14 protein-coding genes are annotated in these 14140 nt (G+C 72.1%); 8 read left to right on the top strand and 6 right to left on the bottom strand.

Features of this window, described 5'->3' with window-relative positions:
* Positions 1 to 89: 89 nt before the first annotated feature.
* Positions 90 to 3362, top strand: a complete 3273-nt coding sequence (locus ACFVX6_RS27055) for a tetratricopeptide repeat protein (protein ID WP_389695682.1) — start codon at positions 90 to 92, stop codon at positions 3360 to 3362.
* An 81-nt stretch (positions 3363 to 3443) separates the two neighbouring features.
* Here ACFVX6_RS27055 and ACFVX6_RS27050 read toward each other — a convergent pair whose 3' ends face one another.
* Both ACFVX6_RS27050 and mca read right to left on the bottom strand, forming a co-directional pair.
* A complete protein-coding gene (locus ACFVX6_RS27050; protein ID WP_389695680.1) occupies positions 3444 to 3662 on the bottom strand; it encodes a hypothetical protein in 219 nt (72 codons plus the stop codon).
* 2 nt (positions 3663 to 3664) lie between these two features.
* Positions 3665 to 4546, bottom strand: coding sequence for a mycothiol conjugate amidase Mca (mca, locus tag ACFVX6_RS27045; RefSeq protein ID WP_250751581.1), 882 nt, complete (start codon positions 4544 to 4546; stop codon positions 3665 to 3667).
* 120 nt (positions 4547 to 4666) lie between these two features.
* On the opposite strand from mca, the gene ACFVX6_RS27040 reads away from it, so the two are divergent.
* A complete protein-coding gene (locus ACFVX6_RS27040) occupies positions 4667 to 5080 on the top strand; it encodes a DUF4307 domain-containing protein (protein WP_389695678.1) in 414 nt (137 codons plus the stop codon).
* A 194-nt stretch (positions 5081 to 5274) separates the two neighbouring features.
* On the top strand, positions 5275 to 5772 hold the full coding sequence (gene greA / locus ACFVX6_RS27035; protein WP_389695676.1) for a transcription elongation factor GreA: 498 nt from the start codon (positions 5275 to 5277) through the stop codon (positions 5770 to 5772).
* Positions 5773 to 5890: 118 nt separating this feature from the next.
* Here the strand turns inward: greA and ACFVX6_RS27030 are convergent, their stop codons facing one another.
* From ACFVX6_RS27030 to ilvA, 3 genes are all read right to left on the bottom strand, one after another.
* Positions 5891 to 6742, bottom strand: coding sequence for an ABC transporter permease (locus tag ACFVX6_RS27030; protein ID WP_389695674.1), 852 nt, complete (start codon positions 6740 to 6742; stop codon positions 5891 to 5893).
* The gene (locus tag ACFVX6_RS27025; RefSeq protein ID WP_389695672.1) at positions 6739 to 7779 is read right to left on the bottom strand and encodes an ATP-binding cassette domain-containing protein; all 1041 of its coding nucleotides are present in this window, start codon (positions 7777 to 7779) and stop codon (positions 6739 to 6741) included. Before ACFVX6_RS27025 ends, ACFVX6_RS27030 begins: the two co-directional genes overlap by 4 nt.
* Before the next feature lie 207 nt (positions 7780 to 7986).
* Entirely contained in the window at positions 7987 to 9219 is a 1233-nt protein-coding gene (gene ilvA / locus ACFVX6_RS27020; RefSeq protein ID WP_389695670.1) for a threonine ammonia-lyase, read from the bottom strand.
* 243 nt (positions 9220 to 9462) lie between these two features.
* Between ilvA and ACFVX6_RS27015 the strand changes: the two genes are divergently transcribed.
* The 3 genes from ACFVX6_RS27015 to ACFVX6_RS27005 all read left to right on the top strand — a co-directional run bounded on the left by ACFVX6_RS27015 (position 9463) and on the right by ACFVX6_RS27005 (position 10867).
* Complete coding sequence (locus ACFVX6_RS27015) at positions 9463 to 9996, top strand: MarR family winged helix-turn-helix transcriptional regulator (RefSeq protein ID WP_250751631.1); 534 nt, start codon at positions 9463 to 9465, stop codon at positions 9994 to 9996.
* 113 nt (positions 9997 to 10109) lie between these two features.
* Complete coding sequence (locus ACFVX6_RS27010; protein ID WP_389695668.1) at positions 10110 to 10628, top strand: sigma factor-like helix-turn-helix DNA-binding protein; 519 nt, start codon at positions 10110 to 10112, stop codon at positions 10626 to 10628.
* Positions 10625 to 10867 (top strand): hypothetical protein, encoded by a 243-nt coding sequence (locus ACFVX6_RS27005; RefSeq protein WP_389695666.1) that lies wholly within the window; start codon positions 10625 to 10627, stop codon positions 10865 to 10867. Before ACFVX6_RS27010 ends, ACFVX6_RS27005 begins: the two co-directional genes overlap by 4 nt.
* A 74-nt stretch (positions 10868 to 10941) precedes the next feature.
* On the opposite strand, the gene ACFVX6_RS27000 is transcribed toward ACFVX6_RS27005, so the two are convergent.
* The gene (locus ACFVX6_RS27000) at positions 10942 to 12099 is read right to left on the bottom strand and encodes a cystathionine gamma-synthase (RefSeq protein WP_389695664.1); all 1158 of its coding nucleotides are present in this window, start codon (positions 12097 to 12099) and stop codon (positions 10942 to 10944) included.
* A gap of 135 nt (positions 12100 to 12234) precedes the next feature.
* On the opposite strand from ACFVX6_RS27000, the gene ACFVX6_RS26995 reads away from it, so the two are divergent.
* On the top strand, positions 12235 to 13341 hold the full coding sequence (locus ACFVX6_RS26995; protein WP_389695662.1) for a hypothetical protein: 1107 nt from the start codon (positions 12235 to 12237) through the stop codon (positions 13339 to 13341).
* 86 nt (positions 13342 to 13427) lie between these two features.
* Positions 13428 to 14093, top strand: a complete 666-nt coding sequence (gene msrA / locus ACFVX6_RS26990; RefSeq protein ID WP_389695660.1) for a peptide-methionine (S)-S-oxide reductase MsrA — start codon at positions 13428 to 13430, stop codon at positions 14091 to 14093.
* Positions 14094 to 14140: the final 47 nt, after the last annotated feature.

Raw genomic sequence — 14140 nt, 5'->3', positions numbered from 1 at the left:
CCTCTGAACTAGCTCAGATTCTCTCGCGCTCGCGACCGTCACGGCGGACACTTGGGGCTCCATGCCGGAGCTCTCTGAGGGGGATGCCGATGCGGGACAGTCATCGCGGTGAGGCCGAGCGGCTGCTGGGGCGGGCCGTGGAGGAGGAGTCCCGGCGGGGAGCGGGCGGGGCGGCGGGGACTGCCGAGGCCAAGGCGGCGCTGCTGGCACGCGGGAAGCAGGCTCTGGACGCGCTCGCGGCGAGTGCGGCCACCGAGTACGAGGCCTACACCCGCGCCCTGGACGAGGCGGCCGCCGGGGACGAGTCGCTCGGCGAGGCCTTCCGGCGCGCGAACACCTCGACCGCCTTACTGGTCACGGGTGTTGCGGCCGCGGCCGCGATCGTGGCCGATCTGGCCTTCAGCGTGGCGGTCGGCACCGCCCTGACCACCGGTGCCATCGTGGGCGTGGCCGGGGCGACGGCGACCGTGGCCAAGGTGACGGCCCTGCACCTGCCCGCGGCGAACCGGCGCGCCGGAGAGCTGGGCCGGCCGGGCGGCGCGGAGCAGCTCAAGCTGCAGTGGCTGTCGGCGCTGGAGGTGCGCGGGATACGGCCCTTCCTGGAACAGCAGCGCAAGGTGGCCGTGGCGCTGCACACCCCGCCCAAGGTGAACGGGACGGGCGGCAACGCCGGCTCCGCCCTCCAGCTGCGCGGCGCCAACCGCAGTGCCGAGGCCCGCCGGCGGGCCATGCTGGAGCAGTCCTTCGGTCAACTCCCGGCTTTGGAGGGCGCGTTCGTCGGACGGCGGGCCGAGCTGGCCCGGATCGCGCAATGGGTGCACAGCGCTCGGGCGAGCACCGAGACCCGTCCGGTGGTCGTGGTGCTGCACGGGGAGCCCGGGGTGGGCCGCACCACGCTCGCGCTGCACGCCGCGCAGGCGCTGCGGGACCAGTTCAGGGGTGCCTGCGTGGTGGACCTGCGCGGCGGGGGTGTCTCCGCACCCTCGGTGATTCCGCTGCCGACCCGTGAGGCGCTGCTGCACCTGATGAACCGGCTCGGCGCGCCGCGCGAGCAACTGCTGTTCCGCGAAGGCTCATCGGCTGAGCAACAGGTGCGCAGGCTGGGTGAGTTGTACCACCAGCACGTGCAGGGCACGCCGGTGGCGGTGGTCCTGGACGATGCCGTGGACGCCGCGCAGGTACGGATGCTCGTGCCCGAGCGCTCCGAGAGCCTGGTCCTGGTCACGGCCCGGGAGCCGCTGGAGCTGCCCGCCGAGCTGGCGGCCTGGGTGTACCAGCTGCCGGTGACCCGGCTGGCGGAGGAGGCCGGCGCGGAGCTGGTCCGTGCGGCGGGCGCCGGCGCGTCGGGGACGGAGCCGCCCGACGGCGCGGCCGCGTCCGCAGCCGCGTACCCGGAGGGGACCGTACGGTCGCTGCTCGCGCTCGGCGCCGGGCTGCCGCTGGCGCTGCGCGTGCTGGCCCCGCTCGGGGACGTCGGGGAGGCCCCGGAGAGCGGCGGTTCGCTGGACGCCGCCCTCGACCTGGCCTACGCGGCCCTCCCCGAGGAGCGGCGCAGGCTGCTGCGCCGGCTGACGCTGGCCGGCCGGGCCTCGCTCGGGGCGGCGGCCGCGGCGGCACTGATCGACGCGGACCAGGTGGAGGCCGGGCGGCTGCTGCGCGAGCTGGCGCGGGCGGGGCTGCTGGACCACGTACGCGGGGACCGGTTCCGGATGCACGACGCGGTGCGTGCGTACGCGGCGGCGCGCCTCGCACAGGACGAGGACCGGGCGGACGCCTCGGCGGCGCACGAGCGGCTGATCCGTACGTACGCGCAGCTCGCGGACTCGGTGATCCGGATGGTCGACGGGAAGATGTCCACGCGGGCGAACGCCCTGTCCAAGGCGAGCACGGTCGGCGGACACGGCTTCGCCTCCCTGGACGCGGCCCTGCGCTGGCTGGACGACGAGTCGAGCTTCATCACGGCGGCGCTGCGCCACTCGGAGGGCGTGGACCAGCAGGCCGTACTGGACCTCCTGGGCGCGCTCTGCGACTTCTGCCTGCTGCGCGGAGACCTGTACCGGCTCGGTGAGATCAACGAGCTCACGCAGGCCGTCGACCAGGGTCTGCTGGTCCGCTCGGTGCAGTGGCGCACGGGCATCGCGGCCCGCCAGCTCGGCGAGCTCGACAAGGCCCGCACCACCCTGACCTCGCTGGTCGACCAGTACATGGAGGCCCGGCAGGAGGCGGGCGCGGGCATGGCGCTGGTCTCACTCGGGATCACCCTGCACCACCAGGGCAACCTGCCCGAGGCCTCGGCCCGCATCCGCGAGGCGCTGGTGCTCCAGGCTCCGGACGAGCTGGCGGGCGACCGCGCCTGGGGCCTGCACGCGCTCGGTGCGGTGGAGCGCGACCGTGCGCACCTCGCGGAGGCGCTGCGGCTGCTGCGCGAGTCGCTGGTGCTGCACCGGGAGAGCGAGAGCGTGCACGGCGAGGCCTGGGCGCACCTGCAGCTCGGCCAGGTGTACCTGCGCCTGGGCGAGGTGCCGCGTGCGGAGGCGGAGCTGCGCCTGGCGCTGGAGCTGTACGGGCGCACGCGCGACGACCGGGGCCAGGCGTGGGCGCTGACCCAGCTGGGCCGGGCCCGGGTGGTCGACGGGGATCCCGGGCCGGCGCTGGAGCGGTTGCGGGACGCGCTGGCCCGGCACCGGGAGGCGGAGGACGCGCGCGGCGAGGCGTGGACGCTGTACTACCTCGGGCAGGCGCTGGAGGAGGCCGGGGAGCGGGACCGGGCGGTGCGGGAGCTGGAGCGGGCCCGCACGATGTTCTCCCGGATGCGCGACGTGTACGGGCTGGCGCACGCCCGCCACCACTCGGGCCGGGTCACGCGCGACCAGCGGGCGGCGCAGACGGGGAACCTGAAGAACTCCGGGTTCGCCCGTCAGCTGCTGGTGGACGCGCGGGCGGACTTCCGGCGGATCGGGCTGGCCCACGGGGAGGCCTGGACCTGTCTGGAGCTGGCGGTGGTGGACGCGGGCAACGGCCGGACCGCGCAGGCGCTGGACCTGTGCGAGGAGGCGGTGCGGCTGTTCATCTCCTACGGGGACCGGCGCGGGGAGGACTGGGCGCGCTTCCTGCGCTGCACGCTCCTGCCGTACGCGCTCCCGGCGGCCCCGGACGAGGCGCGGACCGAGCTGGCACGGCTGGCGGCGGCCCCGCACCCGATGCGGGACGGGCGGCTGGAGGACTGCCTGGAGTCCTACACGGTGATCCTGGCGCGCGGGGTGGACCCGGCGGAGGGCTGGCAGGCGTGGCGGCTGTCGCTCGTACCGAACCTGCACTCGCGGGAGATCATGGGCGTCCCGGTGCCGCTGCCGTCGGTGTAGGACGCGCGGGGAGCACGCGGAAACCCGCCGCCCGGCCGTCTTCCACGGCCGGTCGGCGCGGTCACCGCACCTGAACGTCCCCTACGGGGCGCGGGTGCCCTCCGTCGGGGCGGGCTCGGGGGCTTCCTTGAAGTCGACGCGGCCCATGTGGCGGCTCATCGACTTCATCAGGCCCCACACCCCGAGGGCGAGGGCCGCGAACACGAGGAATCCGAGGAGGCCCGGGGTCACCTTGTTCTTGTCGAAGGTGTCGCCGGCCAGCGGGAGGAGCTGGGCGATTGCTTCGTGCGTAGCGCTCATAGCTACGCATTCTCCCGGATGCCCGCGAAGAGGTCGGACTCGGGGAGGGAAGTGTCCACGAGGGACTTCGCGAGCTCGTACTCCTCCGTCGGCCAGACCTCCTTCTGGATCTCCATCGGGACGCGGAACCAGCCGCCGTCGGGGTCGATCTGCGTGGCGTGGGCGATGAGCGCCTTGTCACGGATCTCGAAGAAGTCGGCGCAGGGCACGTGGGTGGTCAGGGTCCGCTCCTTGCGCTCGAACTCCTTCCACCGCTCCAGCCACTCCCCGTACGGGGATTCCAGGCCGCGGGCGAGCAGCGCCTCGTGCAGGGCGATGGTGCGCGGCTTGTTGAAGCCCTGGTTGTAGTAGAGCTTCTGCGGCTGGTACGCCGGGCCGAACTCGGCCTCGGGGTACTTCTCGGTGTCGGCCGCGTGATCGAAGGCCACCATCGTGATCTTGTGGGTCATGATGTGGTCGGGGTGCGGGTAGCCCCCGTTCTCGTCGTACGTGGTGACGGCCTGCGGCCGGAAGGCGCGGATCTTCTTCACCAGGCGGCCGGCCGCCTCGTCGACGTCCGCCAGCGCGAAGCAGCCCTCGGGCAGCGGAGGCAGCGGGTCGCCCTCGGGCAGCCCGGAGTCGACGTATCCCAGCCACTCCTGGTCCACGCCGAGGATCTCGCGCGCCTCGTCCATCTCCTTGGCGCGCACCTCGTGGATGTGCTCCTCGATGTACTTGTCCCCCTGGAGCTTGGGGTTCAGGACGGAGCCGCGCTCGCCGCCGGTGCAGGTCACGACCAGCACGGACACCCCCTCGGACACGTACTTGGCCATGGTGGCCGCGCCCTTGCTCGACTCGTCGTCGGGGTGGGCGTGGACGGCCATCAGTCGAAGCTGCTCGGTCAAGACAGGATCCTCTTTGAGTCGTCAGGGCGGGCGCTCCTATAGTGACCGAATCGGGAGGTGGAAAAATTCCGGGGGGTCACCCCGGGATCCCGATGTTCACCACCTCGAAGGGAACGATCGATGAGCGCGGTGCGCGAAGAGCTGCCCCAGGGTCGCTACGGCCGGTCGGCGGACGAGCGTACGGACCGCAAGCTCAAGGTCATCGGCTCCGTCCTCGGGGCCGCGCTGCTGGGTGTGGTCGGCTGGATCGGCTGGGACTACGTGGCCGGGCAGAGCGTCAGTGCCGAGGTCATCAAGTTCAAAGTCGTCTCCGACAGTGCGGTCCAGGTGCACCTGGAGGTGCGCAAGGGTGCCTCGGACACCGGCGTGTGCACGCTGAGCTCGCAGGACGAGGGGCACGGCGAGGTCGGCCGCGCCGATTTCACCTTCGCGGAGCCGCACAAGCGCGTGGACCAGATGGTCACGCTGAAGACCACCGGGCGCGCCACGATGATCGAACTGATCGGCTGTCGCGTGGCGGGTTCCGCGAGCTGACCCGACGCGTGACCTGGTGGAGAGCCGACGCCTGATCTGAGGCGCGGCCCGAGGCGTGCCCGAGGTGTGCCCGAGGTGTGATCCGACGTAGTTCACACACTTGGCGTCCTCCCCCTTTTCTTCCCGAATTGTTAGGCTCGTGGTTTCGTCCGCCGCTGGCGGCTTTGTAGTCCCTGTACCGACGAGGAGCACCCGTGACCCAGACGAGCGAGAGCGTCACCTGGCTGACCCAGGCGGCGTACGACCAGCTGAAGGCCGAGCTGGAGTACCTCTCTGGTCCCGCACGGTCGGAGATCACGATCAAGATCGCGGCGGCCCGCGAGGAGGGTGACCTCCGCGAGAACGGCGGTTACCACGCGGCCAAGGAAGAGCAGGGCAAGCAGGAGCTGCGCATCCGCCAGCTCACGCAGCTGCTGGAGAAGGCCAAGGTCGGCACGGCCCCCGCCTCCGACGGCGAGGTGGCCCCCGGCACCCTGGTCAAGATCGCCTTCGACGGCGACGAGGACGACACCATGGAGTTCCTGCTGGCCTCGCGCGAGTACGCGTCCTCGGACTTCGAGACCTACTCCCCGCAGTCCCCGCTGGGCTCCGGCGTGCTGGGCAAGAAGATCGGCGAGGACGCCCAGTACGAGCTGCCGAACGGCAAGCAGGCGTCGGTCAAGATCCTCGACGTCAAGCCCTTCACCGGCTGATCACCCCCCTGTTCTTTTCGATCTTTTCGACGCTTTCACCGCGACGCCCCGCCGAGCAGCAGCTCGGCGGGGCGTCGTGTGTGAGGGGGCCGGATCGCTCGTACCTGCGCCGTCGTGGCTACACCGTCGCCGAGCGGTACTTGCGTACGGCCAGGGTGCGGAACACCACGATGATCACGACGGACCAGATCAGCGAGGCCCACACCGGGTGCGTCATCGGCCAGGCGTCCGACGGCGACACACCCGGGTTTCCGAAGAGTTCGCGGCAGGCCTGGACGGTCGCACTGAACGGGTTCCACTCCGCGATGGGCTGGAGCCAGCCCGCCATGTTCTCGGTGGGCACGAAGGCGTTGGAGATGAACGTGACCGGGAACAGCCAGATCAGCCCGCCCGAGGTGGCCGCCTCCGGGGTCCGCACCGACAGGCCGATCAGGGCGCCGATCCAGGAGAAGGCGTACCCCAGGAGCAGCAGCAGGAGGAAGCCCGCCAGGGCCTTCGGCACGCCCTCGTGGATGCGCCAGCCCACGAGCAGCGCCACGATCGCCAGGACGACCATGGTCAGGGCGGTCTGCACGAGGTCGGCCAGGGTGCGGCCGGTGAGGACCGCGCCGCGGGCCATCGGCAGCGACCGGAAGCGGTCGATCAGGCCCTTGTGCATGTCGTCGGCGATGCCCGCGCCGGCTCCGGCGGTGGCGAAGGTGACGGTCTGCGCGAAGATGCCGGCCATCAGGAAGTTCCGGTAGTCGCTGGCGCTGGTCGAGCCGCCGATCATCATCGAGCCGCCGAAGACGTAGCTGAACAGCACGACGAACATGATCGGCTGGATCAGCCCGAAGATGACCATCTCGGGGATGCGGGACATGCGGATCAGGTTGCGCTTGGCCATGACCAGGGAGTCGTTGATCCCCTGGACGATGCCGCCGCGCGGGCGGGGCGCCGCCAGCTCCGGGGTCGTGGAGGTGAGGGTCACTTCGCCACCTCCTTACGGTCCTTGCGGCTGCCCGTCGACTTCGCGGCCTTCGCGGCCTTCTCGTCGGCGGAAGCCTCTCCGTTCTCCTCGGCGGTGAGCTCCGCCGCGTGGCCGGTCAGGGAGATGAACACGTCGTCCAGGGTGGGACGGCGCAGGCCGATGTCGTCTATCTCGATGCCGCGACCGTCGAGTTCGCGGATGACCTCGGCGAGCAGCTTGGCGCCGCCGGAGACCGGCACGGTCAGCTTGCGGGTGTGTTCCTCGACGGTGGTCTCGCCCTTGCCGAAGCCGGCGAGCACCTCGCGGGCGGTTGCCATGTGCTCGCGCTCGTGCACGACGACCTCGACGCGCTCGCCGCCCGTCTGGGCCTTGAGCTGGTCGGAGGTGCCGCGTGCGATGACCCTGCCGTGGTCGACCACGCAGATGTCGTGCGCGAGGTGGTCGGCCTCCTCCAGGTACTGCGTGGTGAGCAGCAGGGTGGTGCCGCCGGCGACGAGCTCCTGGATGATGGCCCACAGCGCCTGGCGGTTGCGGGGGTCGAGACCGGTGGTGGGCTCGTCCATGAACATCACGGGCGGGCTGACGACGAGGGCCGCGGCGAGGTCGAGGCGCCTGCGCATGCCGCCGGAGTACGTCTTGGCCGTACGGTCTGCGGCGTCGCCGAGGTTGAAGCGCTCCAGCAGTTCATCGGCCCGGGCCTTCGCCGCCTTGGCGCCCATCTGGTAGAGCCGGCCGACCATTTGGAGGTTCTCGCGGCCGGTGAGGTATTCGTCGACGGCGGCGAACTGGCCGGAGAGGCCGATCGAGCGCCGGACTTCGTTGGGGTGCTTGAGGACGTCGATCCCGGCCACGACCGCCTTGCCGCTGTCGGGCTGGAGGAGGGTGGTCAGGACGCGTACGGTCGTGGTCTTGCCCGCTCCGTTGGGGCCGAGCAGACCGAGGACCGTGCCTTCGGGTACATCGAGGTCAACGCCGTCCAGAGCCCGTACGTCACCGAAGGTCTTGACCAGACCTTCGGCGTAGATGGCGCCTGGCATATGGGTACTCCCAGTGCGAATCGAACCGGTTGAATCGTGACATTCCTACGCGAATCCTATGGGCGCCGAGCCGACCTCGCTCGGCCGAACGGGCGACACCGTATCGCGTCATATCGCGTCTCGCCACCGGGACGGGAGTATCGCGTCAGAGTCGTTCCATGACCCCGTGACCGCGCCCGGCCACGACCTTGCCGGCTCTTCGCCTTGCTAGCCCATGACCTTGTACCCCGCGCCGTGCAGCGCCCGCGCGACTTCCGCACAGTGCTTCGGCCCCTTCGTCTCCAGGTGCAGCTCCACCTCCACCTCCGTGAGCCCCAGGCGCGGATCCGTCCGCACGTGGCTCACGTCCAACACGTTCGCATCCACCAATGACAACTCCCCCAGCAGACCGGCCAGCGCCCCCGGCCGGTCGGTCACCCGCAGCCGCAGCGACAGGTAGCGGCCGGCCGCCGCCATGCCGTGGCGCAGGATCCGCTGCAGGAGCAGCGGATCGATGTTGCCGCCGGACAGCACGGCCACCACCGGGCCGTCGCCGTACAGTTCGGGCTCGCTCAGCAGCGCGGCCACCGGGCTGCACCCGGCCGGCTCGACCACCAGCTTCGCCCGCTCGAGGCAGAGCAACAGCGCGCTGGAGAGCGCGTCTTCGGACACCGTACGGACGTCGTCGAGCAGCTCGCCAATGATTTTGAAGGGGATGTCGCCGGGCCGGCCCACCTTGATGCCGTCCGCCATCGTGTTCGGGTTGTCGATCGACACCGGGTGCCCGACCTTCAGCGAGGGCGGATACGCGGCCGCGCCCGCCGCCTGGACTCCGATCACCCGGACGTCGGGGCGCAGCGCCTTCACCGCGACCGCCACCCCGGCGGCGAGCCCGCCGCCGCCGATGCCGACCAGGATCGTGCGCACCTCGGGGCACTGCTCCAGGATCTCCAGGCCGACCGTGCCCTGGCCCGCGATGATGTCGCGGTGGTCGAAGGGGTGGATGAACACCGCGCCCGTCCGGTCCGCGTACTCCTGCGCCGCGGCCAGCGTCTCGTCCACGACCTGCCCGTGCATCCGCACCTCGGCGCCGTAGTCCTGGGTCGCGGCCACCTTCGGCAGGGGCGCCCCGACCGGCATGAACACGGTCGAGCGGACCCCGAGGAGGGAGGAGGCCAGCGCCACGCCCTGGGCGTGGTTGCCCGCGCTGGCGGCGACGACCCCGGCCGCCCGCTGCTCGGGGCGCAGGCCCGCGATGCGCACGTAGGCGCCGCGCAGCTTGAAGGAGCCGGTGCGCTGGAGGTTCTCGCACTTGAAGTGGACCGGGGAGCCGGTGAGCGAGGAGAGGTACCGGCTGCCCTCCATCGCGGTCACCCGGGAGACGCCGGAGAGCATCTTCTGGGCCCCCCGGATGTCGTCGAGGATGACCTGCGGGACGGGCTGCGGCACGCGGTAGTTCATACGGCCAGTCTCGCAGCCGGTCCGCCGCGCGTTCCGCTGCGCTGGGCGGGACGGGTGAGCAGGGTCGGTGCGGGACCCGGACGGGACCCGCTCCGGAGCGGCGATATCTCGCCATGCGGGACGGCTCGCAGTCGCCGTTTCACCGCTGCCGTATCAGTTCTTGTACGAGGAGTACGAGCCGTCGCACGGCCGCGTACTCTGTCCCCCATCCTTGTCGGCCCCATGCGAAGAGAGCCCACGGCCATGCCCTCCACCCCGGCCAGTTCCGACCTGCCCGCGCCGGCCGGCGCGCCCGCCGAAGCCGGTCTCCTCGACGCGCTCCAGCACCAGGTGGCGGTCTTCGCCCGGCGCGCCGAGCAGACCCGCCTGGGCGGGGTCGGTCAGGCCCGCAACTCCATGGACCGGGCCGCGTACCTGCTGCTGAACCGGCTCGACCTCGAAGGCCCGATGGGCGTCAAGGCGCTCGCCGGCGGCATGGGCATCGACTCCTCCACCGTCACCCGCCAGGTCGCCCCGCTCGTCGACAGCGGCCTGGTCAAGCGGACCTCGCACCCCGAGGACGGCCGGGCCGTGGTGCTCGCGCTGTCCCCGCGCGGGCTGGCGCGACTGGAAGAGGTCCGCTCCTCGCGGCGCGAGCTGATGGCCCGGGTGACGGACGGCTGGGACCAGGAGGAGCGCGAGGCGTTCACCGGTCTGCTGACCCGTTTCAACGTCTCGCTGTCCGAGCTGATGTCGGCCGGCTCCGAGCCCGGTTCCGAGGCCGGCCCCGCCTCCTGACGCCCGGCTGACCTCCGGCTGACGCCCGGCTGACCTCCGGCTGACGCCCGGCTGAGATCCGACTGGCGCCCGACCCCTTCCGAGGCGGTCCCTCCGGCCGCACTATGTGGACTGTGGACCACGGGCCGGGCCCCTACGCCGAGTTCGAAGCCTTCGTCGCGGGTGCGGCGGGGCGGCTCCTGCGCGTCGCGATCCTGCTGACGGCGGAGCCCGCGACGACCGCGTCCGACGCCCCGACCCTCTCCGACGCCGAGGCCACCGCCACCGCCGAAGCCCCCGCCGCGCGCGGGCTGCTCGGCGGCGCGCTGGCCCGTACGTACGCGAACTGGCGCAGGCTGCGCGGGGACGACCCGTACGACCACACCCGCCAGGAGCTGTGCGCTGCCTTCGCCCGTACCGGCCGCCGCCACCACGGGGGCAGCGGGGTACTGGGGCGGCTGGCCCCGCTGGAGCGGCTCGTCGTGGTGCTGCGGCTCTACGAAGGGGTCGCGGAGGAAGTCACGGCCGCGCAGCTGGGGCTGACGCCCGAGCGGGTACGGACCCTGTGCAACCGGGCCGTCGCCGAGTTGGGCTCCCGCCCCGGCGTCGCCCCCGGTCCCCGGCCGGACGCCCGCCGCAAGGAGGCGGCATGAGTCCCCCCGATGCCCGGGAAGCCCGGGTCAAGCGGCTGCTGGAGGGCCCGTACCCGACGGTGCCGCCCGATCTCGCGGCGGGCGCGGCAGCGCACGGCGACCGGCTGCTGCGGCGCCGCAGGGCCATGCAGCGGATCGGCTGGGGCCTGCTGTGGGCGGCGGTGGTGGCCTTCGTGGTGTGGGCCTCGCTGACCGGCGCCTGGTCGACGCCTTCGAGCGAGGTCTCCCCGCCCTGGTAGGACGTGCTCGGGCGGGGAGACCTGTACGGGCCTACGGGCGTGCAGGCCTGCGAGCACGCAGGCCTACGCGCTGACTAGCCCAGCGCCTGCGTGAGGTCGGCCAGCAGGTCGTCGGCGTTCTCGATGCCCACCGACAGGCGGACCAGGTCGCCCGGGACCTCCAGGGCCGAGCCGGCCACCGAGGCGTGGGTCATGCGGCCCGGGTGCTCGATGAGGGACTCGACGCCGCCGAGGGACTCGCCCAGGGTGAAGATCTTGGTCCGGTCGCAGATCGCGACCGCCTCCTCCTCGCCGCCGGTGACGCGGAAGGAGATCATGCCGCCGAAGTTACGCATCTGCTTGGCGGCGATCTCGTGGCCCGGGTGCTCGGGCAGGCCCGGGTAGAGGACCGTGTGGACCTTGGGGTGGCGGACCAGCATCTCGGCGATCTTGCCCGCGTTCTCCGCGTGCCGGTCCATGCGGACGGCCAGCGTCTTGATGCCGCGCAGCACCAGCCACGAGTCGAAGGGGCCGGCCACCGCGCCCATGGCGTTCTGGTGGTAGGCCAGTTCCTCGCCCAGCGCCGCGTCCGCGGCGACGAGCGCGCCGCCGACGACGTCGGAGTGACCGCCCATGTACTTGGTCAGCGAGTGCACGACCACGTCCGCGCCGAGCGCGAGGGGCTGCTGCAGGTAGGGGGACGCGAAGGTGTTGTCCACGACCAGCTTCGCGCCGGCCGTCCGCGCGATGTCGGCGACGACGGCGATGTCCGTGATGCCGAGCAGCGGGTTGGAGGGGGTCTCGACCCAGATGACCTTGGTCTTCGGGGTGATCGCCGCACGCACCGACGCCGGGTCGGAGGTGTCGGCGACCGACCACTCGACGCCCCAGCGGGAGACGACCTTGGCGAAGAGGCGGAAGGTGCCGCCGTACGCGTCGTTCGGGATGACCACGTGGTCGCCCGGGGAGAGCAGCGTACGCAGCAGGCAGTCCTCGGCGGCGAGCCCGGACGCGAAGGCGAGGCCGCGCCGGCCGCCCTCCAGCGCCGCGAGGTTCTCCTCCAGCGCGGTACGGGTCGGGTTGCCGCTGCGGCTGTACTCGTAGCCGCCGCGCAGTCCGCCGACGCCGTCCTGCTTGTACGTGGACACCTGGTAGATCGGGGGCACGACCGCGCCGGTCAGCGGGTCCGCCGTATTGCCCGCGTGGATGGCGCGGGTCTCGAAGCTCTGGTGCTCGTGGCTGTCGTCGCTCATGGCCCGATGCTATGCCCCGTACGGCCCCTCCGCGGCCCCGCCCCGGGCCTTGCGGGGCACCTGCCGGGACTCCCCTCCCCTGCTCTCTTTGCCTCCTATTGGCCTTCGCCCGGGTCGGTCTGGTTCGCTGGGGTCATGGAGATTCTGTGGTTCCTGCTCGCGATGGGTCTGCTCTTCGCCGCCCTCTCACCGATCCTGCGGCGCAGGCGCGGCGGACTACGCCTCGTCGCACCCGGGAGCCCTGACGCCGCCGACCCGGCGGACTACGGATTCGCCCTCCAGGAGGAGCTCGACATCCGGATCCCCGGCCCCGACCGGGACCTGATGGACGCCCTCGACCACGTACGGCAGACCGGGCAGTGGCAGGCCGCCTCCCAGCTGCTGGCCGGTACCTCCCGGGAGGGCGAGGTGCGCTGGCAGCGCGTCCAGGCCTTCGCCGGCTCTGCGGCGCTGGAGCTCTCCCAGGAGCCCGGGGCCGGGGCGCGGTGGCTGAAGGCCTGGCGGCTGGAGGCCCCGAAGGACGCGGGCGGTGCGCAGGTGCACGCCGAGCTGCTGGCGCAGCAGATGTGGCGGCGCCCGGAGGGCATGAGCGAGGCTGACGTCCGGATCATCGCGGAGGAGGCCCGGGAGTCCTGCCACAAGGCCGCGCTGCTGGCCCCGGGCGACCCGATCCCGTACGTCATCGAGCTGTCCGTGGCCCGCATGCTGCACTACTCCGAACCCGAGTACGACACCCTGTGGGCGAAGATCATCGACCGGGCGCCCCAGCACATGGGCGCGCACCTGGCGGCGCTGAACTACTGGTGCGAGAAGTGGCACGGCTCCCGGGAGAAGGCCGACGCCTTCACCCACCACGCGGCGGCCCGCGCCCCGCAGGGCTCGCTCCTGGCGGCGCTCCCGCTCTTCGCCCTCTACGAGCACATCCCCGACGTCGTCCTGATCCGCAGCTTCCACCAGAGCGCGTCCGTGACCCGCGCGGTGGAGGGCGCCCTGTACGCGGTCCACAGCGCGCGTCCCGACGACCCGATGCTGGCGCACGTACGCCACCTGCTCAGCTTCTTCCTGGTCGGCGGCGAACGCTGGGCGGAGGCGATGGACCAGATCCGCCACGTCGACGGCTACGTGGGCGCCCTCCCCTGGTCCGCCGACCCGGACCCGGCGGCCTCGTACGCGATCTACCGCGCCCTGGCGGTGGCCGGCTACGAAGCCAACGGCGGCTCCCCGGCAACACTGCCGCACTGAGGGCGACCGGGGGGCGGTACGAGAAGGAGAAGAGGGAATCCCGGCCCGCCGTCCGCCGTTATCGGTAGACCACTAGGAGGGAATCCATGTTCTCGTACCGCCGCACGCCCGAGCTCCCGACCCGCGAGGAAGCCCTGACCGGCCGCGCGGAGCCGCTCTTCGGACTGCCCGCCGTGCACACCGTGCTCGGCAACCCCCTCGCGGGCCCGTACCCCGCCCACCTCGAGGTCGCGGACTTCGGCCTCGGCTGTTTCTGGGGCGCCGAGCGCAAGTTCTGGCAGACCCCGGGGGTGTGGACCACCCTGGCCGGCTACCAGGGCGGCTTCACCGAGAACCCGACCTACGAAGAGGTCTGCTCGGGCGGTACCGGCCACACCGAGGTGGTCCGGGTCGTCTTCGACCCCTCCCTGGTCTCCTACGAAGCCCTGCTGAAGCTGTTCTGGGAGTCCCACGACCCCACCCAGGGCTTCCGCCAGGGCAACGACGTCGGCACCCAGTACCGCTCGGCGGTCTACACCCACTCCCCCGCCGCCCAGGCCACCGCCGAAGCCTCCCGCGAGGCCTACCAGCGCGTCCTGACGGCCTCCGGCTACGGCACGATCACCACGGCCGTCCTCCCGGCGTCGGAGCGCCCCTTCTGGAACGCCGAGGCGTACCACCAGCAGTACCTGGACAAGAACCCCGGCGGCTACTGCGGCATCGGCGGCACGGGCGTCTCCTGCCCGATCGGCGTGGCCCGCGCCGAGGGCTGAGATCGAGGGACGAGTACGACGGAGCCCCGGCCCCCGCGCTTCGCGGG

It is taken from the genome of Streptomyces sp. NPDC058289 (assembly GCF_042880975.1).
Taxonomy (GTDB): Bacteria; Actinomycetota; Actinomycetes; order Streptomycetales; family Streptomycetaceae; genus Streptomyces; species Streptomyces stoeckheimensis.
This window is presented reverse-complemented; position numbering and strand designations above follow the sequence as displayed.